The sequence below is a fragment of the Halomonas sp. KG2 genome, assembly GCA_030440445.1.
Classification (GTDB): Bacteria; Pseudomonadota; Gammaproteobacteria; order Pseudomonadales; family Halomonadaceae; genus Vreelandella.
This window is the reverse complement of record CP098528.1, coordinates 874,079-896,226: the sequence shown is the minus strand read 5'-3', so window position 1 is coordinate 896,226 and position 22,148 is coordinate 874,079. Positions and strand designations below refer to the sequence as shown.

Genomic DNA, 22,148 nt, shown 5'->3' with positions numbered 1-22,148 from the left:
TACCCCTCTTAAAGCCTCTCCAGAATAGCCCTTCGCTGGCAGAACGCCCGGTGATTTTTCGATCCTTAATTAACATGGAGAGCGTGATGGCTGACCAATCTCGTCTATCGGTATATCTAGTGGCACTGGGTGCGTTTGCGCTTGGGATGGCCTCTTATGTAACGGCAGGGCTCATTCCACTCATTGGAGATGCCTTTAGTGTCTCTGCTGCCACGGCTGCTCAGCTAGTCACGGCATTTACCTTAGCCTATGGCTTAGGCTCGCCTGTCGTTGTTGCCCTTCTGCCCGGTCATCATCAACGCACGGGCTTACTACTGGCGCTAGCCGTGTTTATTGTGGCCAATATCGCCAGCGCCCTGGCCACCAGTTTTATATCCCTCGCCATATGGCGGGCGGTCGCTGGCGTTGGTGCAGGGGTTTATCTTGCGATGGGCATTGCAGCTTCTGCTGCCATTACGCCCGAAGTAAATCGAGGCAAAGCCATTGCGGTTATTATGGGCGGCATGGCGAGTGGTACAGTGTTAGGGGTGCCTTTCAGCCTATTGCTGGCGGAACGTTTAGGCTGGGCGTCAGCGATGTGGCTTATTTCAGTACTCGGCATCATCGCCTATGTTGGGCTTCACACCAAACTGCCTGCACTCCCCTCCATACCGTCACTGCCGCTTGCCCGCAAACTGGCTATTTTGAAAGCCCCGCATGCCATGGCCATTCTGGCGGTTTCCTTATTGGGCGCCGTTGCTAGTTTGGGTATGTATACCTTTATCGCCCCTTTTATGACGGCCACCGAATCAGGCGCTGTTCAGTCGATTACCGGCTATTTATGGGTATGGGGGATTGGCGGCGTCGTGGGCAGTTTTCTGATTGGGCCTCTGGTGGACAGATTTATCGGCCCTGTGATTACCCTGGCGATTATGTTGCTGCTCTCTCTAGCGCTCATTGCTCTGCCTGTCACGGCGTCGGTTCACCCACTGCTGACGTTACTGCCTATTGCGCTTTGGGGGGCTGTGGGCTGGGCGCTGCAAGTGCCACAAAACAACGAGCTGATTCGTACGCGCCAACCCCACGGCGACGGTAACCTGGCGGTTGCCCTCAATGAATCAGCGCTCTATTTAGGCAGTGCGATAGGCGCTGCCAGCGGAGGCATTATATTGGCCCTCCAGCTTCCCGTTTCGACACTAGCGATGGGGGCGGGGGTTGTCGCCGCGGTAGGTGCGGCAACACAGCTAATCATCGTCATGCGCACGAAACACTAGCTCAGTTCGTGCACGCCAAGTGGCATGAAGAGTGCCGCTTGGCGGTTGTGCATAGATCGGCCTCATGCTTAACACCTGAACAGAGCGTATTTCGATAAAGCAAGATTAGCTTACGCTTTCTATACTGCTGATTATTGGCAGTGTCAGAAGCGGTCGCAAAACAACTGACCCTCCGAGAGTTAACGTACTCATATTGTTTCTATTATTGTTCTCCAGCTATTCAAGGATATTATGGGTCTTCAGGAAATCGCTGTCGGTGGCATCCTTCTTAGCCCACTGCTGATCTATGCCCTCTTGGGCTTCATTGTCACGCTGGTGACCCGCACGCTGCTTCACTGGGTGCTGGGGCAGCATACATTGTGGTACGCAGCGTGGTTCGACCTGTCGCTCTTCGTCATCCTTACGGCTGGCATTACCTGTGTATTTACTATCCTGCTCGGGGGTTCTTGATGCGCCATTCGCTCCGGCTGCTACTTACTCTGGTTATTGTCGCACTTGCTATTGCCGCCGGTACTTGGCTATGGCGTTACTATCTTTATACTCCCTGGACCCGCGACGCTCGCATTCATGCAGAGGTCGTCACGATTGCGCCTGATGTATCGGGTTGGGTGCATACGCTCAATGTCACCGATACCGATTACGTTACCCAGGGCGACGTACTGTTTGAGATTGATGACACCCGTTATCAAACGGCAGTCGACAGAGCCCAGGCCACGGTTGAACACCGTCAAGCAACGCTCGAACTCAGCCGCGCGGAAGAGAGCCGGCGGAATCAACTGCGTAGCAGTCGTGCGATTAGTGCAGAAGACCAGCAGGTTGCCCAAATCAACTCACGTATTGCTGCCGCCGATCTCAACCAATCCCAGGCCGACCTCATCAGTGCCCAGCTTGATTTAGAACGAACACAAGTAACGGCGCCGGTCAGCGGCCATGTACTTAACGTGCAATTTGTGGCGGGTAACTACGTAAATCGCGGCACCTCGGTAATGGCACTGATCGCCGCCAACTCTTATTACGTGGTGGGCTATTTCGAAGAGACCAAAATGGCGTCGATCAACGTAGGCGATCCGGTCGAGATCATTCTAATGAACGGCGCTCCCCATCTGGATGGCCGGGTGGCGGGTATTGGCCGAGGCATTGCCGATAGCAACACCACCCTCAACCAGCAACTGCTACCGCAGGTGGCGCCAACGTTTAACTGGGTGCGCTTGGCACAGCGTATCCCAGTGCGCATATCGTTAGACAACGTCCCTGACGACACGCTGCTTAGCGTCGGTATGACAGCAACGGTACGCGTCCACGCTGCCGAACAGCCTGAGTGATTCATGTCGCCGTTTGTTAATACCTACCTGACGCCCAATGCCACGGCGGTCAAGTTCGCTATCAAAACCACCTTGGCAATGATGCTGGCACTCTATGTGGCTCTCTGGTTCGACCTGGAAAGACCTTACTGGGCGCTAATGTCGGCTGCTTTTCTCCAGGTTCGACCGATGAGCGGCATGGTGATCGAAAAAGGCATCTGCCAGCTTAGCGGCACTGTTATCGGGGCCGTTGCAGGTATCGTGATAATGGCGCTGTTCGTCCAAGCGCGCATACCCGCACTGATCGTATTGACGGCCTGGATTATGCTGTGCACGTATGTCGGTTCACTGTGGCGTAACAACTACACTTACGGCTGCCTGATGGCTGCCGTCACCGCGATGCTGATTGTGGTGATTTCCAGCGGCAGCACACCAGCGGGTATTTTCGATATCGCCGTGGCCCGGCTTTCCGAACTGGGGCTAGGTGCAGTCTGCGCGATGCTGGTCAGCTCGCTACTCTGGCCATCCCATGTGGGCACGCACCTTGCCACCCAGGCCGACAGCGTCATCAACGAAGCCTTCGAGCATGCCGCCCTGCGTTTGGAAGCCAGCAACGATATTCCAGCGATGCAGAAAGCTCTGCGGAGTAGCCTAGCGCCATTAACACTACTGGAAACCGATAGCCAAGCGGCCCGTTTTGAGGGCCCTGTCGGCCCTGGCCGAGTGCGCGCCACCCATGTACTAACGCGGCGTACGCTGCGCTTTTTCGCCAACCTCCAAGCACTTCATCAACTGATGTACGACCACGCCGATCGGCTCGACCCACAAAGTATCGAGCTTGCATGCCGGGGCGCTCAGGGCTTTCGTGAGGCAGAACACGTCAAGGGGGTCGCTAAAGCAAGAAAAGCACTCCAGGTGCTACGCCATCAGGTTCATGAAAGTGACCATGAGAACAGCATCGCCCCGCTCGACCAGCGCCTTCGCTTGGGACTTCGCGAATCGATTGGCCATGCGCTAGTGATGCTCGACGCCCGCGAGGCAATTGCTTCACCGGGGCGCCATAAACTACGCTCATCGCCGCTAGCTTGGCACCGTGACCACCTTGCCGCCAGTATTAACGCCATACGCTCGGGATTGCTGTTTGCGCTACTGGCAACTTTCTGGATTGTTACCGCTTGGAATAGCGCCATGATCGCTATGATGCTGGGCACGTTGTTCTCAGCCTTCTTCGCCAGCCGCGAAAACCCAGTAGCTATCACGATGATGTTTTACAAAGGCATGTTGGCGGCGATTCCCAGCGCCTTTCTGTTCGGCCATGTACTGCTCTCCCAAGCCAATGGTTTTCCGATGCTAGCGATGCTGTTTGGCACGCCACTATTTTTAGGCTTACTGGGAGCCACGAACCCGGCCACCATGGGGTACTGTTTAGCCTTTGCTATTTTCAACATTCTGCTGACCATGCCTGGCAACGGCATGGATTTCACTTTCGACAGCTTCGCCAACCGGGTGGTGGCCGTGGTGATTGGGCTAACCTGCGTCGTTATGGCTTTTCGCCTACTGCCTGGGCCAGGTGCACGACTTAGGCGGCGGCGTCTGATTAAGGCAATTTCCCAGGATATCGATGGGCTACGCCGACGTTCGATTCGAGATGCTGAAACCCGCTTCAGCGGCCATATGGCCGACCGACTACTGCAACTCGCTCAGCACGACGATATGCTCCCCGAGGACCAACGCCATCTGTTTATTTTAGGCCTGACAGGGCTCGACTTGGGCACCGCGATGTTGCGCCTACGTGACCGTCTCGACGATGCGCTGCATCCGTTAATCCGCCGAACGCACCAAGACCTACTGCAGACGCTAGCCAACGGTTTTGCAGAGAGTGCCAACGGGCGGCCGCCCCAAGGCATTCGCGAAGCCGGTAAGCAGTTGGAAGCGGCGATTGAGACCTACGGTGACATTCCCGCCGACCGTCTCGTGCTTATGAAAGGCTTGGTTGAACGACTCGAACTGGCCTTAGAGCGTCTTGCGCGCATTATGGCGGAGCGGCCAAAGATTAAGTCTATGCATAAAGCCCCGAGCGCTCCCGTGCTAAAAAAATAAGTGTCCGCTCATGGAATTACCAGGGTAAAGCGCGAGTGAACTAGCTACTTGTATCGCTGTTGTTCCCGTCGATCAATCATGGGCGCATGCTGAGCCATCAACTCCACGACCCAATCGATAAACACGCGCAGCTTGGCGCTTACATGTCGATTCGGTGGGAAAGCGACGTACATCGGCATTGGATCAAGATACCAACCATCAAATAGGCGAACCAGCTCCCCGCGAGATACGTGTTCCCTGGCCATGTAGTCAGGAAGCCACACTACGCCGAGCCCTGCTAGGCCTGCCGCAAGACCGGCATTACCGTCGTCGACCGAAATCACATAGCGCCCTTGTACGGTGACGCGCTCCCCGTTGCGGTACATGGCATAGGGTGAATCCACTCCGGCACGGGCCCATCGGAGCCCTACAATGTAGTGAGGCGGAGCAGAGAGTTCTTGCGGGTGCAAAGGCAAACCAGCACTTTTCAGATAGCTCGGCGCTGCGTAAACGCCGATCTGAAGGTCGCCTACGCGGCGCGCCACTAATGATAAATCCGTGAGTTCTCCGCCGCGCACCACACAGTCCACGCTTTCACCTATCAGATCCACCATGCGATCACTCGCCCCCATATCGATTTGAATATCGGGATATTGAGCGTGGAAAGCAGGCAACGCTGGAATCAAGATCATGCGCGCGAAAGGGCTGGGCACGTCCACCCTTAGTCGGCCGCGAGGCAACACCGAGGCGTTGGACAGGCTGGTTTCAGCATCATCCATATCAGCTAATAGCTTTATAACGCGCTCGTAATAGGCGGCACCGTCAGCCGTAACGTTAACCTTACGTGTGGTGCGGTTGAGCAGCTTTACACGCAGGCGCGCCTCTAGCTGTTGCACCAGTTGCGTCACGCTGGTCTTGCTCATGTGGAGCGTCTCGGCTGCCTTGGTAAAGCTGCCCGTTTCCACTACTCGGGCAAATGCCTGCATGGCGTTAAAGCGATCCATGGCTATACCATCCCCCGTGATTGTTTGAAAATTACAAATAATGTTGAACAGAATTCGCCGTTTATCCACCCAAGATGGGGGCTTAAAGTGACTTCATCGTAAACAACGGGTCGGTGCCGACCTACTGATGGAGATTCACATGGCTAAGCGTGACGTTATTTTCCCCTCCGGCCGCCAGGCGCTTTATGACCAAAACACCTATTCCGCCGCCGTTCGTTCTGGCGACTTTCTGTTTGTGTCGGGCCAAGTCGGCAGTCGTGAAGACGGCTCTCCCGAGCCAGATTTTGCCGCCCAGGTGCAGCTTGCTTTCGACAACCTACAGAGAGTACTGGAAGCAGCGGGCGCAAGCTTCGAGGACATCGTTGATGTGACAAGCTTCCATACTGATCCGGAAACTCAGTTTGCCACGGTAATGGAAGCCAAGACGCGCGCGTTCCCGGAGAAACCCTACCCGAACTGGACGGCGGTTGGTGTGACATGGCTGGCGGGTTTCGATTTTGAAATCAAAGTCATTGCAAAATTACCTGAATAAGCAGGAATACTTCTCATAGGACTATGCGCTGCTACGTAGCGGCGCTTCTAGTGGCGGCCTCGATAGACTCCTGGAAGCGCAGAATGTCGCGAGGACTTGATGGTGGCACTAAAACACCGCTTTCCCACCGCGCCATCAGCGGCCACTTGGTTGATAGTGCACGGCCTTGCCGAGCCGGAATGGCTGATCGCTTTCGAGGCCGAGGCGGTACTGCCAGGATACGCCTTAAACAACTAAATGATCGCACCACGTTTAGTAGCAACTCTGGAAAGCGACGAGGCCTGCAACTCTATCGCTCCGAATAAAGACTTTGGTGAGACGATTATGTTGGGTCAAGGCTGGCTGGACGAACCGCCCTGGCAGTGGTTGGATTAAACTGAGTGCCAACGAACCGAGGGCACTAGCGTTTTATCTTTTCCATTGAGATTGCCGAGAATCTCCTTGCCCTAACTAAAGCGTAGCTGCTGGGGCGCTTTAGATTGATCAAAACGGAGGCTCATCACTATCAGTCCAATAAAAATCACCCCAAGCATCAGCCATGCCTGCTCAAACCCTCCCAGCAAGTCTTTTATCAACCCCGCCGCGATAGGTGCTAAAGAAGCAATGAGATAGCCGATGCCCTGCACCCAAGCAGTCAGTTGGCCAGCTAGCACAGGGTCGTCTGAGTGATCCATAGTGATGATCAAGCTTAAGGGAAAAAGGCCACCAATTCCTAACCCCAACAGCGCGGTTGCCAACCAAGCCATGGTTTTAGGCATTAGCCCAAGAAGCAAAAAGCCCGTCACCGACAACAGCAGTACCAGCAATAACACCGGGCGACGGTCTTTCATTTGTTGAGCCAGTACCGGAAACGTTAGGCCAGCCATCACCTCGATGGCCGTTAGCCAACTAAGCGCCAGCCCCGCTTGCGTTTCAGACCAACCTAAATGGATAAAGGTGGGCGGAATCCAAGCAAGAAGGCAGGTATAACCCGATGTGCCTAAACCAAAGAAAATCGCCAACGACCAAAACCGAGGCTGCCGCGCCATCGCTGAAAAAGCGATGCTAACGCTGTTGTTTTGACTAGGGGCTGGCAGTACTTGCCTGCGCATCACCCAGCCAACGAGCCCTGCAAGTGCTAAAAGCCCCCATAACGCCAAGGCGTTCTGCCAGCCAATATAATCACTCGCTACAGGGGTAATGGCAGAGGCAAGCGCCGCGCCCCCCATAATGGAGGCAATATAGAACCCCATCACCATTGGGGTTTTCTCGCCTGCTGCCTGTTTTATCACCGCAGGAAGTGCGGCCTGGATAAACGCTATGCCAATGCCGGCGCCCAGTGCAGCTGTCCATAAACCTGCATACCCGAAGTCAAACCAATGCAACGCGTCCGATAAAGCAATCGACACAAGCGCCAGAGTAATCACGCTGTTAAAGCCGATCCGCTTTGCGAGCAATGCGCTAGCAAAACACCCCAGCCCCATCGCTAATACCGGCAACGTGGTTAAAAGCGACAACTGTGTAAATGAAAGGCTTACATCGTGACGGATTGCCTCAACCAGCGGCCCAATAGCTGCCATGGATGGCCGCAGGTTGAGCCCAATAAGAATGATCAGCAGGATCGTTCTTACCAACGGTATTGATCTCGAATTGCTATTGCGCATACCCACTGCCCACCCTTTATCGGCCATTGCTAAATAAGAATCGGCGCTTACTGTAAAACCTCAGGTTAACTTGAGGTCAAGAGAAATAAGGGTTACTGAGACATTTCCGGAATAAGGTAGGAAAGAGGAAAGAGGAAAGAGGAAAGAGGAAAGAGGAAAGAGGAAAGAGGAAAGTATCGGCTACGCTTCCAAAAGAGCCATTTGCATGCCTATAAAACTGGCACCCAAATGGCTCTATTTATGGTCGACGCCTCCTAGCACAAGTGCATTTCTAAAGTTAACGACTGGTATGAACTAGCTCTGTTTATCTTAAATTTTCAAAAACTCTTATTAGTGGTTAGCGACCTAAAACCCCAACAACCGCTTACGCATAGGACGAATAGAGAACAGTACCAGTGCGCCTAAAGCCAACCACTCGACAGATGCAGGTAGCAGCTCCTGAACTTGGTTCGCCTGCTGAACCGGATCCCAACCTATCATCGCCAGCCCTTGATCAAACACCCAGCCAATCAGCACCGTCACCAGCAGAATGCTGACGAGATAAACCGCTAACGCTTGGTTGCCAAACTCACGCCGCAGAATAGCCAGGGTGGCTAGGCTCGTCACAGGGCCAGCCAGTAGGAAAACTAACGCCATCCCCGGTGAAATGCCCGCCAATAGCAAGCCAGCGGCAACCGGTGTAGCTGCAGTCGCACAGATATATAAAGGAATACCGATGACTGCCATAAGGATGAGCGCCAACAAGCCACCCGAAAAACCTACCAGGGTTTCCGGCGGCACAAAGGTAACCAGCACCCCCGCCAGCAATAAACCGGCAAACATCCAACTACTGATGTCATCCAATAAATCACTAAAGGCATACTTTAACCCTGCGATCACCCCCGTCGACTCAGTGGCATGTGTGTGAGCATTGCCATCATCAGCTCCTTTTGATGCACAGCAGCTGCTAACAGAAGTGCTTTTCGGCAGTGCAGTTTGGCCGGTAAAACCCACTAAAATGCCCGTCACTATGGCAGTTACCAAGGCTCCCAACACTCGCGCCAGGGCCATTAAAGGGCCCAAGAGCACACTGGTAATGAGCATTGAATCCACCCCAACGCCGGGTGTACTAATCAGGAAAGACGTGGTTGGCCCACGGCCCGCCCCACCCCGATGCAACGCCAGTGCGGTGGGAATCGCCCCGCACGAACACAGTGGCAACGGCATACCAATCACCGCTGCGCGTAAAATGCTGCCCAGTCCACGCCCTCCCATCCAACGCTGTAATAGATGCTCTGGCATTAAGGCCTTAATTAATCCCGCAATCACCAGCCCCAGCAGCAGCCAAGGCGCGGCACTTAACGCAATACTCAATAGCTCATTGATCAAACTCATCGTCGGTTACCTGCTTGTTAGTCAAGAGAATAACGACTAGCCTAAACCCTGTAATCGTTACAGGGTCAAGCCAATGAAACGCTACTATCGTATCGGTGAAGTTGCTAGCCGAACCGGATGCTCGCCGGAAAGCATTCGCCATTATGAAAAGCTGGGATTACTGGCACCGCCACAGCGGGGAGAGCAAGGCTACCGGTCTTATGATCAGGCGGCATTAGAACGCATTGGCTTTATTCGCCATGGCCGTAGCCTGGGGTTAGATCTGCACAGCATTCAGGAGTTGTTAGCACTTTCCGACAACCCCGACACCGACTGCACCGCCGCCGATAATATTGCCAGCCGTCATCTAGAGCACTTAGAAGAACGCATCGCTGCCTTACAAGCACTGGCGGGGGAACTGCGACAAGTGGTGCATCAATGCCGAGGCGGCAAGGCGGCTAACTGTCAGATCATTCAAACGCTGTATGACCACCAACCCACCTGCACCGAGCGGGGATGCGGAGAAGTGACAGCGTAAAGGCTGCCCCCTGCAATATCGCAGTTCAGTATCGTAACAAAGGAACACCGCATGATTGAGACAAGGGAACAACTCGACGCCATTAAAAAGTCATGCTATTCGATGGTGACCAAAAGCGCAGGGATCTCGGCAGGCACCGCCATTATTCCCATACCTGGGCTGGATATCGGCTCAGACGTGGCCATCTTGATGCGCATAATTCCCAAAATTAATGCCCAGTTTGGTTTATCGCCTGAACAAATCGAAAGCCTAGATACTGAAACTAAGCTTTTTGTGATGACCGCCATTTCCAATACGGGAAGCAAGTTAGCCGGAAAATACATCACCAAAACGTTAATCATAACGCTACTGAACAAGATGGGCGTTAAAGTTGCTGCCAAAGGTGTTTCTAAGTTTGTTCCCTTTATTGGCAGCGCTGTGGCAGGCAGTATTAGCTTTACTGCCATGAAGTACATGGGCAACAGACATATCGAGGATTGCTACAAGATTGCCTTGGCAACTCTGGAAAACAAGCAGCTACCTCCAGTGGCAGAGCCTACGACCTTTATCCCTGCCAACCACCCTGCTAATTTCCCTTAGCGGGTAGCGTACGGCCTGACAGAGTAGTTTCCACCTTGAGACAGCGATTAACACGCCTAGAGGAAGTTACAGTGTCATCTATGGACTGGAACCAGGGCTATATCGTTGGCCTGCATGAATATTACCCATGAGCAGCAAACTTAGTACGCCAGAACAGGCGAGCCCTGCCAACAACATTGCCAAATGAAAACCACTTTCCATCGCGCGGGTAAAAAGGTCTTGAAGAGCGATTGAGGTGTTGGGGAATACGTGCTGAGTAATAGCCTCGCGCGCAATCTGTTCCACACTACCCACTCCTTTATCAACTCCTCTCTCAACTACGGCAGAAGCAGAGGCAAAAACATCAATTGCCCGTTCACTCATTAGTGTACCAAGCAGCGCAATACCAATTGTCATGCCAGCTTGGCGGAGTGCATTCATTGTTGCAGAGGCGGCTCCCGATAGTTTGGCCGGTGCCAGGCTCATCACGGCAATGCTAGTGGCAGGAACTGCCAGCCCCACCCCGATACCGAGTAACGCAAACCATCCCCCCACAATCCAGTAAGGTGTTTGTGCCGTGGCCGTTGCCATTAATAGCAAAGCAAGCCCAGCGAAGCCGTAGCCAACTGCCGTTAACCGCTGCAGGGGAATCAGCTTATTTAATCTTCCAAATAGCAGAGAAACACACAGCGTCATGACAAATTGCGGCATCATGCGCCAGCCAGCCTCAACAGGCGACCAATGCTGAATCTGCTGGAGAAAAATCGAGAAAAAGAACAGGCTGCTGTAGTAAGAAAATCCCAATATGAACGAGGCGAAATTCGCCACTAAAAAAGCGCGCTCCTGCAGAAGGGCTATCGGCAGCAAAGGCCGTTCTACTCGACTTTCTACCACCGCGAACAGAACAAAGCTGATCGCGGCGACAATCAATGCAATGCCCCCCATTGTGAAATTATTCCCTGCCTCAATCATGCCAAACGCCAATGCGCCCAGGGCTACCACACTGAGAACTTGGCCCAACGGATCACGTGCAGCGTGCTCGGGATACTTACGCTCGGTAATGCCGTACATGCCTAGCACAACGACCAATATCCCCAGAGGAAGATTAATCAAAAAAATGCTCTGCCAGCCAAAATGATGCAGCAATAGCCCCCCGCATAACGGCCCCAGGATTAGCGCCAAGGCGTTGGAGGCTGACCAAACACCGATTACGTGCGAACGCTCCTTTGGATTGGGAAAGGCAGAGGTAAGAATAGGCATAGCACCACAGATCAGGAAAGCGCCTGCAGTTCCCTGGATGGCCCTACCCACCAGCAACACCGGCAATGACGGCGCCCAGCCGCACAGTACCGAGCCCAGTGTGAACAGGATGACACCACCACTGAGCCAAGCGCGCTTTTGACCATACCTATCCGCTATTGGACCCGCAGACAGCATGAACCCAGATAGGCAGATCGCATAAGCGTTGACTACCCACTGCAGCCCTACGATATCGGTGCGTAATGCCGTCTGCATGGTAGGGAGTGCCACGTTGACGATGCTGATATCAAGTGTGGCAATAAAGCTTCCAAGACAAACAGCGCACAATGCGCCGTAGCGGCGAGAAGGCTGCATGACAGTTCCTTACGGTGAGATAGAAAATTGCGTGCTCTTTGCTTAAGCATACAAATCGACCGACCGTCGGTCAATGACTTATACAGTATCGATCGCCTATGCTCTGAGCCTTAGCTCGCCTAAACTAGGCCGTATTTTCTAAGGGATGTTGAAGCCAACCAAGAGTTAAAAATCGACATAATGGATCATAAGACAACGAAGCCAACGCCGCAGGCAGCTAAAGTGCCAAGAACCAAACCAGCCGAAATTCGCCTAAATGAGCTGATGACTGCCGCCGAAAAGCTCTTCTTGGCCAAAGGCGTTGAAGCCACAACAATCAACGAAATTGTTAAGGAAGCCCAAGTTGCCAAAGGCACGTTCTATCACTACTTCTCATCCAAGAACGACATGCTGGTTGCTTTGGGTGAACGGTACACGGCTGACTTTCTAGCGCGCCTCCAGAAAGCCCTGGATGCCTGCCCAGACCACGATTGGCTGCAGCGATTGAGAACATGGATTGAAGTCAGCGTCGACGTGTATGCACAAACATACCGAACGCACGACATCGTCTACACCAACCATCACCATCATGATCGTTCTAACCAAGCCAGGAACGCCCTTCTTGATCAACTGCTAGACATCATTGAAGGTGGACAATTGGCGGGCACCTGGCGAGTGGAGGAACCAAGGGTAGTGGCTCTGGTTATTTATTCAGGGGTGCATGGCGCCACAGACGATATCATTGCAGCCAAGGCTAACGACCGTGCACGCTTTGCACACCAAGTGGCAGATGCTTGTCTGCGTATGCTGCCCCCTCCGGAAAAGACAGCCAGGTAAACTTTTTATCGCGGCTCTCAGCACCTATGATTAACGCCTTTGCCGTATCCAACTATCGCAGTCTGAAAAACGTTGTCTCTCCCCTAACAGGTCTCAATGTGGTTACCGGGCCCAACGGATGTGGAAAATCCAACCTGTATAAATCGCTGCGGCTACTGGCAGAGACGGCTAAAGGCAATTTGATCTCATCGATTGCCCAGGAAGGCGGGCTTGATTACACCTTTTGGGCTGGCCCGGAAAAACTCACCAAAAGCATGAAAGATGGCACTGCGCCCATTGAAGGCTCCGCCAAGAGAAACAATCCCCGCCTTAGGCTGGGTTTTGTGGGTGAAGACTTTGGTTACGCCATTTCACTGGGAATGCCCGCGCCGCAGGGGTTTGCTGGCTACGGGGACCCTTCCATGTTCCAGTTCGACCCCGAGATAAAGCGCGAGTGTATCTGGGCTGGCGACGTCTGCCGCCCCAGCAGTTGCCTGATCGACCGAGTCGGATCAGTGGTGAAAGTGCGTGTTGGCCGCAAATGGCAGGTTTACGACGCCCATCTCAATAGCTACGAAAGCATTTTGAACGAAATCAGTGACCCGATCGCCGTACCTGAGGTTCATGCGGTCCGGCAAGCCATTCGTAGTTGGCGCTTCTATGATCAGTTCCGAACCGATTCGCAATCTATTATCCGCACACCACAGATTGGTACCCGCACCCCGGTGCTGGATCACGATGGCCACAGCCTAGTGGCCGCATTACGAACCATCCACGAGATTGGCGACAGAGAAGCGTTGTACGAGGCGATTGAAGACGCCTTTCCCGGTGCAACCATCAATTTTGCAGCCGACGCCGGTAACCGCTTCCTATTACAATTTCTTCAGGATGGGCTACTACGCCCCTTAAACCAGTCGGAATTATCCGACGGAACGCTTCGCTATCTACTGCTGGTGGCGGCACTGCTTACCCCTCGTCCGCCCTCCCTATTAGTGTTAAACGAACCGGAAACCAGCTTGCATCCGGATCTGCTGCCTGCCCTAGGACGCCTGATTATTCGCGCATCGCAGGAAACCCAAGTGTGGGTGGTCTCCCACGCGCCACGCTTGGTGGCCACTTTGGAAAAAGAGGCTGCCTGTAACGCGATTGCTCTGAATAAAGAGTTTGGCGAGACCGTTATCCTCGGCCAGGGATGGTTGGACGAACCACCCTGGCATTGGATGGATTAAACAAGAGAAACGGCGCGGTAAGCGGCCTAGCAGCTGGGCAGCGTAATCACCCCTTTCAAGTAAGGCGCAACGCGGCCTTTGATAATCACGCGGTCGCCTTCTATCTCGCAGCTCAGCGCACCTTTGCGGGCTCCACCCTGGCGTGCAGTAAGCTGCCGTTTACCCAGTTTTTTCGCCCAGTAAGGCGCAAGCGAGGTATGCGCCGAGCCAGTAACGGGGTCTTCTTCCACACCGACTTTGGGGCCGAACCAACGGGAGACAAAGTCTACATCGCTGCCTTTCGCGGTAACGACAATGCCGCGCCCTGGGAGGTGCTTCAATTGCTGCATATCCGGCGTTAGCGATTCAATCAACTGCGCATCGTTAACCACCACCACGATATCGTCAGATATCAGCAGCTCTTCGATCTCGTTAATCCCTAGCGCTGCCTTTACCTCAGCTTCCATCGCCAAGGGTTCGACTACCTTTGCGGGAAAATCCATCGCCAGCTCGTCGCCGTCACGCTGCACTAAAAGCTGCCCACTGCGGGTCTCGAACTGCAGTGTTTCAGCGCTATCGCCCAGCGCATTAAAAATCACCCACGCCGCCGCCAGCGTGGCATGACCACACAAATCTACTTCTACAGAAGGGGTAAACCAGCGTAGGTGATAGCCAGACTCGGTCGGCACAAAGAAGGCGGTTTCAGAGAGGTTGTTCTCCGTGGCGATTGCCTGCAACAACGCATCATCCAACCACGTTTCCAGAGGGCAAACCGCCGCAGGGTTACCTTCAAACGGTTTAGAGGCAAACGCATCTACCTGGTAAAGATCAATATTCATTACAGCCAGCCTTTTCTAACATTAGGGGTCATTTAAGAGATCGCATTAAAGCCTGCCCACGATGATACCAAGCCTTGATTGGCGGAGTGAGACTCAGCAGATGTCACAACTGCTCGAACTCTATGCCACACAGGGAACTGGCCCGATACCAAAACGCCCCGAACCAAGTCGGGGCATTTTGCGATTGCTGGGATATAGACGAAATTATATCACCAGCGATAGCTCACTTTCGTACTGATTTCGCGCCCCGGATTATAGTAATCAGCCGTGCTTGAACCAACCACGTGTTGCTCGTCGAGCAAGTTACTGACATTAACGGCTAGGTCGGCGTCTTTGGTGAGCTGGTAGCTGAAAGCCGCGTCGAAGAGCGTTGCTGCACTGCTCTTTGACGTATTGGCAGTATCAAAGTAGTAGGAGCCAACATAACGGGCGCCGAGGCCAACACTCATATCCTGGCGTGGCAAGGTATAGTAGCCCCACAGCGACGCCGTATGTTTAGGTGCCGCGGTGAACTCGTTACCTTCTCTGGAGGCGTTGCTGTCGCGCACCACTTCCGACTCCATATAGGAGTAACCACCGGCTACGCTAAAGCTATCGGTCAACTCAGCCTTGGCTTCCAAATCAAGCCCCCGTACGCGGGACTCACCCACGGTTTCCCGCTCGATAACGCCATTGTCCTGTACAACCGAGATGGTGACGTCATCCCTGGTCAGGTCATAGATGGCCGCCGAAAACAGCGCATTCGTACCAAAGGGAGAATATTTCGCACCAATTTCGTACTGCTCGCCCCGCTCGGGATCGACGCCAATCGTGGGCGGTGCGACCGACTCCACCATGCTGACATAGGTAGAAATTTCGTCGGTGACGCGATAGGTCAGTGCACCACGGAATGAGGTCTCCGAGAAATCATCGGAATCGGTAACGCCCTCCATGTTGGTACTTGAGACATCCATTGAGTCGTTGCGCACGCCCGCTGTCACGATGAAGCGGTCATAGAAGGACAAATTCTGTGTCAGGAAAACCGACTCGGTGGTGAAGTCCTGCTTGTTGCGGCTATAGACATTCAGGCTACTTGGGGCACCGCTAAAGACGGGATTTGCGATATCAATGGAGGTCGCATCGCCGTAAAACGAACGGTCTTCGGTTGAGGCATCACGATACTCGATACCCACGAGCGTGCTGCTATCGACCTGATCAAAGCGGGCGTCGTATTGCAGGATAGCGTTGCCGATCAACTCCTGGGCTTCGTTGTCGGTACCAAAGTAGTCGCGATCTACCACGCTGCCAACGCGCGACGCAGAGTCAGTGATATAAACGTAACCGAAGTCGTCGGTCAGGTCGCTGTAGCGTAGATTCCCCCGCAGCGTCAGCCCGTTGTTGAAATCATGAGTGAACTGCCCGGTGAGACTGGTACGCTCGACGTCATGATAGTTAAAGCCGGGCTCGCCAAAGAACTCGCTGCGGTCGTACTCCCGATCAAGCGGATAACCGCCGCTATTAGGGGTGTCGTCACGCTTCAGGTAATCGAAGATAACGCTTGCCGAGGTGTACGCCGTCGGCTCCCAGGTCAGGCCTCCCATCAGGAAACCATTGTTGTCTTTGGAGTGATCGTATTCGCGATCGCTGTCCCGGATGGTGCTGGTAAAACGGTAGGCCACTGTCTCGTCAGCGTTCAGCGTGTCCCCCACATCAACACCGGCCTCTTTTGCATCAAATGAACCGTAGGAGAGATAGCCCTCTCCAAAACGCTCAAAGCGTGGCCGTTTACTCACGAAGTTGACCGAACCGCCCGGATCCGCCGGGCCAAACAGGGTGGAGTTGGCGCCACGCAACACCTCAACGCGCTCGTAGGCATAGGGTTCCTCACGCACACCGCGCATTGAGCCTAGCGTTAGTCCATCACGGTAGGTGGTCGCCTGAAATCCGCGAATTTTAAAGTAGTCGTTACGATCATCGGTGCCGTAATAATCGGTGAGAACGCCTGGCGTATATTGCAGCACTTCCTCGGTAGTAGAAGCGTTGCGCTGCTCGATCTCCTTCTCAGTGACGACCGACACGGAGGCGGGGGTATCGAGGATACTGGTAGCTACCTTACCGCCGACCCATAGCTCCTGAGCCACTATCGAATTGGCATCATCATCAGCGTAGGCCTGAGCGTTGACGATAATAGGAGCAAGGCGATAGTCCTCATTATCGTCAACGCCTTCGCCTGTCTCCTGCGCATTCCCGATCATGGGAATAGTCACCAGCGTCGTGCCGCACAGAATGGCGGTAGTGGCCTGCTGCCACCGTAACCAATTTGCGTTGCGCCGGGCTGTGCTACGGCTATCAATCATGTTGAAGACCCCTTGAAATACATAAACCTACCCTGCTCGCTTCGTGGTTTTTTTTTGAAAGGCCGGGAGAGTATCCAAAGGGGGTAGCACGGAGTCAATAGCGCTAATGCCAATCATAATCATTTATTTTAAAAGTTGGCCATATTGACAACCCGCCAGCAACACATGTTCACGAAATAAAAAAGCCCCATGTTTTGGACAACACGGGGCTTTTGGCAAGTGCTTACGTACCTTCTGGCTCAGTTTTCCTCGACAGCGGCACGCCCTTTGATGATAGAGCGGGCAAGCATCAGGTACGCTACCGAGCCACAGGCGGCCATGGCCAGGATGACCGCTTCAAGCGTATGCGGCAACATGGCAGACAGTGCGCTCAGCAGCCCGGCAACACCGAACTGGGCCGCACCCAGAAGCGCTGCGGCCGTCCCGCCACTGGTGGGAAAGTACTCCAAAAAGCAGGCCTGAATATTCGGCGAGATCGCCCCTACCGCACCGATGGTCAGCATCATGGCGGGCAAGAAAGCGTACAGCGGCCACTCCATAAAAGCCGCCATCACCAACAACAGTATGCCAACACCCTGACAGCCCGTTGCCAGCTGCAGGATACGCAGTGACGATAGCCTGGAAAGCAACACGCGATTGAGAATATTGAAGATAAGCATCGCGACGATATTCGCCGCAAACAGCATCGAAAAGCTTGAAGGCGACTGGCCGAAATGCCCCTGATAGATAAATGATGCATAGGTGATAAACATCATCAGAGTAGAAAATGAGGCAGCCTGCCAAACGATGAACGGCAGGGCTGGCTTTGTCGACAGTACCAGTTTGTAACGCGCCAGCAGGCTCATCTTAGGGCTTTTCGCTCGAGACACCTTACCCGTACCGGTAAAAAGCACCCGCACCAACAACGGTACCAGCAGCACCGCGTATACCGCCAAGGCGAAAAAGATATAGTGCCAGGAACCCAACGCCAGAATCGCACTGCCCACGCTCGGCGCAATGCCAGGCGCCAGCACCATGATAAAGCCCATCATCGAAAACAGTTTCGCGGCATCGCGGCCCGCCACCCGGTCGCGCACCAACGCCGGCACAGATACCAGAGTAAAGCCAGCGCCAAGGGCCTGAACAGCTCGCCCGACGAGCAGCGTGTTCAAAGAATCCGCCATACCAATGACAATGCTTGAGAGCGCAAAAATCGCCAGGCCGCTCATCAACACCCGCTGGCGCCCGAAGCGGTCTGAAAGCGCACCGCCGATTAACTGACCAAACGCCATCGCGAAGACATACACTGAAACGCTCAGCGACACCGCCTGCTGAGAAACTCCCAGCGATTCGCCAATAACCGGAAAAGCCGGCAGGTACGTATCCATGGAAAACGGGCCCAGCATCATGGTCAATGCCAAGCTCAGCACCACAATGAACGGCGTTTTAGATTGGGTCATAGAAGCTCGCGGTAAAGGGGCGTAATGATAGACAACACCCACAATATGATACCGACAGTTGCTATCAAGGCAATCGAATAGGTAGGTGGTTTGCTAATGGGGCTTTGGGAGCAAGGTTTTGAGAGCTGGGGTTTGAGAGTAAGGCTATGAGAGTAAGTGGACAGCGCCCAAGCAACAACAGGTATGATTGCATAGCGCATTTAATACCAACGAGGAGAGCCGAATGCCCGCCTACATCGTACTAACCCGTGAACACACTCACGACAACGAAGAAATGAAGCGCTACAGCGAAAAGGCCAAAGCCGCCCGCGAAGGCCACGACCCACAGCCGCTCGCCTTTTATGGTGATTTTGAGGTGCTAGAAGGAAGCGCCATGGAAGGTGCGGTGATTCTACGCTTCCCCGACATGGCCGCCGCCCGCGCCTGGTACGAAAGCCCCGCCTATCAGGAAGCCCGCAAACACCGTTTCCAAGGTGCCGACTATCGCGTTTTTCTAGTGGATGGAATAGCAGAGGCTTAATGGTCAAAGCCCCTGCGGGTCGCCAGCGAGGGGTACAGCTATCGCAACAAGATGAAATGTTCGATCAGTCGAATCATCAGCGTTTTCTGATCCGGTAGGCTTTCTGCCACCAATAGGGCCAGGGCCACTAGGGTATTGTCATTAATCAGTTGCTCTACTGGCTTTGCCAGCAACGCGGCGTTGCGGCGCAGGTACCACAAGAATAGAAACGAGCCGCAGCGTTTGTTGCCATCGGCCAGAGGGTGATTCTTGATCACAAAGTAAAGCAGGTGCGCGGCGCGGGTGGCGACGTTAGGGTAAAAAAGCTCATCCCCAAAGCCTTGCTCAATGGTGGCCAGGGCGGACGTCAGACCGTCACCCCGCAACTGACCGAATAGCTCGGTGGCCTCCCCCTTGCCAATCAGAGTCTGTTTCAACTCACCAATGGCCTGAAGTGCCTCTTCCAATCCTAAAGGCTGCATACCCGGCTGTTTGATGCCCACTTCCGCCAACTGCTGCTCATCGTAGCCCTGTAGCAAACTCCAGGAGCGGGCGTAATCGCTAATCACACGGGCAACCGCTTCGCCTTCGGTTGAAACCAAGCCTTGATTGGTCAGGGTTCGGCTGAGCAAACTCACCGCCTGCTCAAACTCTATGCCACGCTCAGTTAGGCGGCGCTGGTTTAAGGTATAGCCTTGAATCAAATATCGTTTGAGAACATCTGTAGCCCACTTGCGAAACTGTACGCCACGCGGAGATTTAACGCGGTAGCCAACTGAAATAATGACATCAAGATTGAAGTGATCAACCTGATAAGATTTGCCATCTTCAGCAGTATGTGCAAATTTTGCACATACTGAATTTCGCTCTAACTCCCCTTCTTTAAAAACATTGCGAATGTGCTTCGTAATGACAGAACGCTCACGCCCAAATAATTCACACATCTGCGCCTGGCTTAACCAAACGGTCTCTTGTTCCAGCGTTACCTCGAGGTGTGATTGCCCATCTTCGCTGGTGAATATCTGTATTTGCTGATCATTCATGAGTGCTGCCTCCCTGGTTTACATCAAACGCTTTATGTCTTTAAAACAAGCACCTCCCAAGCAAGCAGCACTCAATACGGCAGTAGTCACCTTTCCATACTAAAAGAGAGATTCAAGCGCGCCCACAATCAGAGATTAAGTAAAACTTACCACAAAAGCTGTTTATTTATACAGCAAAATATCGCCATGATTCTGCCAAGTAAATCTGGGCGTTTCAACTCACAAAAATCATCACCACCAGCACCATGGTCAGCAGTAGCAGGTATACCCTGGCATGAATACGCTCAGGGATACGCCCGATCCAAGTCGATGCCAGTCGGATGCCGAGCCATGAGCCCACTGCGAGTACCAGCAAGGCGCGCAGATCCACATAACCGGCATACCAGTCCCCCAGCGCGGGGTGATTTGCCGACAGCAACACATACGTCGCGGTGCCACTTACCGCCATGGGCAACGATAACGGGTTGGCCATGGCGGTGGCTGCCGTCATGCTCGCGCCTCTACGGCGCATGAGCGGTACGGTCATCACACTGCCGCCAACACCCAGCAAGGCGGCCACCGCGCCAATCAATGTCCCTGTCATCGCCGTTACCCCACGCCCCATAGGGCGCACCTCGCTCTCCGCTTGATGCAGAAAACCGGGCCGCAGCACGGCATCCATAATCGTGAGGGCCAAATAGCCTATAAATGCCCAGCGCACCCACTCGCCACTTAACAACACGGCCGCCGCCGCGCCCAGCACAGCCCCAATGGCGATATAGCCCACCAACGGACGCACCAGATGCCACGGCACAGTCTGCAGTTGATGGTGACGCCATGTAGACAGTGAAGCAGCAAAGACCATCAACGCCGTCGAGGTAGCCACCGCGATATGCATAGCCGCCTGACCGATGCCACTATCCAGCCCATGGACGGCCATCAGCAGGGTATACAGCAAAGGAACCACCACAAACCCACCGCCGAAACCGAACAACACGGTGGTCACTCCGGCCAACCCGCCACAAAGAAGCAATACGCTATACACCGGCACTCTCCTGATGAAACGAAACAGCAGGCACTATATGCTGGCGAGGATTGGCCGACATTCGTCATTCGGACAACCATCAACGCGTTTCAGCCAGGTTCACGCTAATGCTCAATACGCCTCTTTCAGATGTGGATCATGTGGCACGGCCCATAGTGGCCATCGGTACTGATTACCGCCCCGGCACCCTCCTCGATTTCCATACCCATCGGCGTGCCCAGTTTCTCTATGGCATGAGCGGCGTGATGGAAGTCAATACGGATGACGGCACCTGGATGGTGCCACCCTACAGCGGCGTCTGGCTGCCTGCGGGCAAGCGCCATCAGGTGCGTATGAATGGAGTGAGCACCCGAAGCCTGTATATCGAGCCCCACGTCGCGCCACGCGCTTCGCCCAGCTGCGAGGTGCTGGTCGTGACGCCTCTCCTGCACCACCTACTGCTGGCTTCCGCCCACATCCCCGCGCGCTATGACGAAAACGGCCGCGATGGTGCCCTGGCGCAACTATTTCTATACGAACTGGAACGGGCTCAGGCCTTGCCGCTGTTTGCGCCCCTGCCCCACGATATTCCACTCGCCAACCTGTGCAGAGCGTTTCTCGGCCAACCAAACATTCACACGCCGCCTGATGAATGGGCCCGGCAGTTGCATTGCAGTCAGCGCACCTTCAACCGCCTGTTCCGTCAACAAACCGGGCTCTCCTTTGGCGTATGGCGCCAACAGGCCTGCCTGATGGCGGCTATTCCCAGGCTACTGTCCGGCAGTTCCGTTACCCAAACCGCGCTGGAACTCGGCTACGACAGCCCAGCCGCTTTCTCCAGCATGTTTCGCAAGGTGCTCGGCCAATCGCCCAGCGCTTTCGTTCGGGAGGCGTTAAAAGAGGACGGTGCCTTAAAATGATATATTCGGATCACAAATTGAGCCGAATAGGCTTTTTATTCGGCTCAAGGATGAAATAGCCCTGCGCTGCTTATTCCTGTTAAGCTGTTAATGTCGTTAAGCCAGTCATGAAGCACCGATATATGGATTCAAAAAAGTCAGACCACTAAGCCGCAGCAACACTGCTTTCTCGTTGTTGCGGCAGCCTGCTT

22 protein-coding genes are annotated in these 22,148 nt (G+C 54.1%); 13 read left to right on the top strand and 9 right to left on the bottom strand.

The genetic code is table 11. From position 1 onward, the window contains the following. Positions 1-86 precede the first annotated feature (86 nt). The 4 genes from NDQ72_04250 (at position 87) to NDQ72_04235 (ending at position 4,654) form a co-directional block, all read left to right on the top strand. Positions 87-1,253: an MFS transporter gene (locus NDQ72_04250; protein ID WKD29164.1), complete on the top strand. Its 1,167-nt coding sequence runs from the start codon at positions 87-89 to the stop codon at positions 1,251-1,253. Between the two features lie 231 nt (positions 1,254-1,484). Continuing rightward, positions 1,485-1,703 carry a DUF1656 domain-containing protein gene (locus tag NDQ72_04245; GenBank protein ID WKD29163.1) on the top strand — a complete coding sequence of 73 codons (219 nt, stop codon included), beginning with the start codon at positions 1,485-1,487 and terminating at the stop codon, positions 1,701-1,703. Then, positions 1,703-2,575, top strand: a complete 873-nt coding sequence (locus tag NDQ72_04240) for an HlyD family secretion protein (GenBank protein ID WKD29162.1) — start codon at positions 1,703-1,705, stop codon at positions 2,573-2,575. The genes NDQ72_04245 and NDQ72_04240 overlap by 1 nt, the downstream gene beginning before the upstream one ends. Positions 2,576-2,578: 3 nt before the next feature. Then, positions 2,579-4,654 carry an FUSC family protein gene (locus tag NDQ72_04235; protein ID WKD29161.1) on the top strand — a complete coding sequence of 692 codons (2,076 nt, stop codon included), beginning with the start codon at positions 2,579-2,581 and terminating at the stop codon, positions 4,652-4,654. A 44-nt stretch (positions 4,655-4,698) separates the two neighbouring features. Here the strand turns inward: NDQ72_04235 and NDQ72_04230 are convergent, their stop codons facing one another. Beyond that, positions 4,699-5,637 (bottom strand): LysR family transcriptional regulator, encoded by a 939-nt coding sequence (locus tag NDQ72_04230; protein WKD29160.1) that lies wholly within the window; start codon positions 5,635-5,637, stop codon positions 4,699-4,701. Positions 5,638-5,776: 139 nt separating this feature from the next. Here NDQ72_04230 and NDQ72_04225 point away from each other — a divergent pair, with 139 nt between their 5' ends. The 3 genes from NDQ72_04225 to NDQ72_04215 all read left to right on the top strand — a co-directional run bounded on the left by NDQ72_04225 (position 5,777) and on the right by NDQ72_04215 (position 6,544). Next, a complete protein-coding gene (locus NDQ72_04225; protein ID WKD29159.1) occupies positions 5,777-6,169 on the top strand; it encodes a RidA family protein in 393 nt (130 codons plus the stop codon). Between the two features lie 99 nt (positions 6,170-6,268). After that, complete coding sequence (locus NDQ72_04220) at positions 6,269-6,406, top strand: hypothetical protein (GenBank protein WKD29158.1); 138 nt, start codon at positions 6,269-6,271, stop codon at positions 6,404-6,406. After that, positions 6,407-6,544, top strand: a complete 138-nt coding sequence (locus NDQ72_04215) for a hypothetical protein (protein ID WKD29157.1) — start codon at positions 6,407-6,409, stop codon at positions 6,542-6,544. Positions 6,545-6,615: 71 nt separating this feature from the next. Here NDQ72_04215 and NDQ72_04210 read toward each other — a convergent pair whose 3' ends face one another. Then, positions 6,616-7,812, bottom strand: coding sequence for an MFS transporter (locus NDQ72_04210; GenBank protein ID WKD29156.1), 1,197 nt, complete (start codon positions 7,810-7,812; stop codon positions 6,616-6,618). 345 nt (positions 7,813-8,157) lie between these two features. Continuing rightward, positions 8,158-9,186 carry an SO_0444 family Cu/Zn efflux transporter gene (locus NDQ72_04205; protein WKD29155.1) on the bottom strand — a complete coding sequence of 343 codons (1,029 nt, stop codon included), beginning with the start codon at positions 9,184-9,186 and terminating at the stop codon, positions 8,158-8,160. A gap of 73 nt (positions 9,187-9,259) precedes the next feature. On the opposite strand from NDQ72_04205, the gene NDQ72_04200 reads away from it, so the two are divergent. Both NDQ72_04200 and NDQ72_04195 read left to right on the top strand, forming a co-directional pair. After that, positions 9,260-9,703 (top strand): helix-turn-helix domain-containing protein, encoded by a 444-nt coding sequence (locus NDQ72_04200; protein ID WKD29154.1) that lies wholly within the window; start codon positions 9,260-9,262, stop codon positions 9,701-9,703. Positions 9,704-9,754: 51 nt separating this feature from the next. Next, positions 9,755-10,282, top strand: a complete 528-nt coding sequence (locus NDQ72_04195) for a hypothetical protein (GenBank protein WKD29153.1) — start codon at positions 9,755-9,757, stop codon at positions 10,280-10,282. Between the two features lie 78 nt (positions 10,283-10,360). Here NDQ72_04195 and NDQ72_04190 read toward each other — a convergent pair whose 3' ends face one another. Next, a complete protein-coding gene (locus NDQ72_04190) occupies positions 10,361-11,875 on the bottom strand; it encodes an MFS transporter (protein WKD29152.1) in 1,515 nt (504 codons plus the stop codon). A gap of 180 nt (positions 11,876-12,055) precedes the next feature. On the opposite strand from NDQ72_04190, the gene NDQ72_04185 reads away from it, so the two are divergent. Both NDQ72_04185 and NDQ72_04180 read left to right on the top strand, forming a co-directional pair. Beyond that, positions 12,056-12,691, top strand: a complete 636-nt coding sequence (locus NDQ72_04185; GenBank protein WKD29151.1) for a TetR/AcrR family transcriptional regulator — start codon at positions 12,056-12,058, stop codon at positions 12,689-12,691. 26 nt (positions 12,692-12,717) lie between these two features. Continuing rightward, the gene (locus NDQ72_04180) at positions 12,718-13,899 is read left to right on the top strand and encodes an AAA family ATPase (GenBank protein WKD30347.1); all 1,182 of its coding nucleotides are present in this window, start codon (positions 12,718-12,720) and stop codon (positions 13,897-13,899) included. Positions 13,900-13,925: 26 nt separating this feature from the next. Here the strand turns inward: NDQ72_04180 and NDQ72_04175 are convergent, their stop codons facing one another. The 3 genes from NDQ72_04175 to NDQ72_04165 form a co-directional block, all read right to left on the bottom strand. Beyond that, positions 13,926-14,717, bottom strand: coding sequence for a PhzF family phenazine biosynthesis protein (locus tag NDQ72_04175; protein WKD29150.1), 792 nt, complete (start codon positions 14,715-14,717; stop codon positions 13,926-13,928). A gap of 209 nt (positions 14,718-14,926) precedes the next feature. Then, positions 14,927-17,053 (bottom strand): TonB-dependent siderophore receptor, encoded by a 2,127-nt coding sequence (locus NDQ72_04170; GenBank protein ID WKD29149.1) that lies wholly within the window; start codon positions 17,051-17,053, stop codon positions 14,927-14,929. 239 nt (positions 17,054-17,292) lie between these two features. Continuing rightward, positions 17,293-18,492: a multidrug effflux MFS transporter gene (locus tag NDQ72_04165; protein ID WKD29148.1), complete on the bottom strand. Its 1,200-nt coding sequence runs from the start codon at positions 18,490-18,492 to the stop codon at positions 17,293-17,295. A gap of 223 nt (positions 18,493-18,715) precedes the next feature. Here NDQ72_04165 and NDQ72_04160 point away from each other — a divergent pair, with 223 nt between their 5' ends. Beyond that, entirely contained in the window at positions 18,716-19,012 is a 297-nt protein-coding gene (locus NDQ72_04160; GenBank protein WKD29147.1) for a DUF1330 domain-containing protein, read from the top strand. A gap of 38 nt (positions 19,013-19,050) precedes the next feature. Here NDQ72_04160 and NDQ72_04155 read toward each other — a convergent pair whose 3' ends face one another. Both NDQ72_04155 and NDQ72_04150 read right to left on the bottom strand, forming a co-directional pair. Further along, positions 19,051-20,034, bottom strand: a complete 984-nt coding sequence (locus NDQ72_04155; protein WKD29146.1) for a virulence protein RhuM/Fic/DOC family protein — start codon at positions 20,032-20,034, stop codon at positions 19,051-19,053. Between the two features lie 214 nt (positions 20,035-20,248). Further along, positions 20,249-21,058 carry a sulfite exporter TauE/SafE family protein gene (locus NDQ72_04150; GenBank protein ID WKD29145.1) on the bottom strand — a complete coding sequence of 270 codons (810 nt, stop codon included), beginning with the start codon at positions 21,056-21,058 and terminating at the stop codon, positions 20,249-20,251. Between the two features lie 107 nt (positions 21,059-21,165). Between NDQ72_04150 and NDQ72_04145 the strand changes: the two genes are divergently transcribed. Next, positions 21,166-21,957: a helix-turn-helix transcriptional regulator gene (locus NDQ72_04145; GenBank protein ID WKD29144.1), complete on the top strand. Its 792-nt coding sequence runs from the start codon at positions 21,166-21,168 to the stop codon at positions 21,955-21,957. Positions 21,958-22,148: the final 191 nt, after the last annotated feature.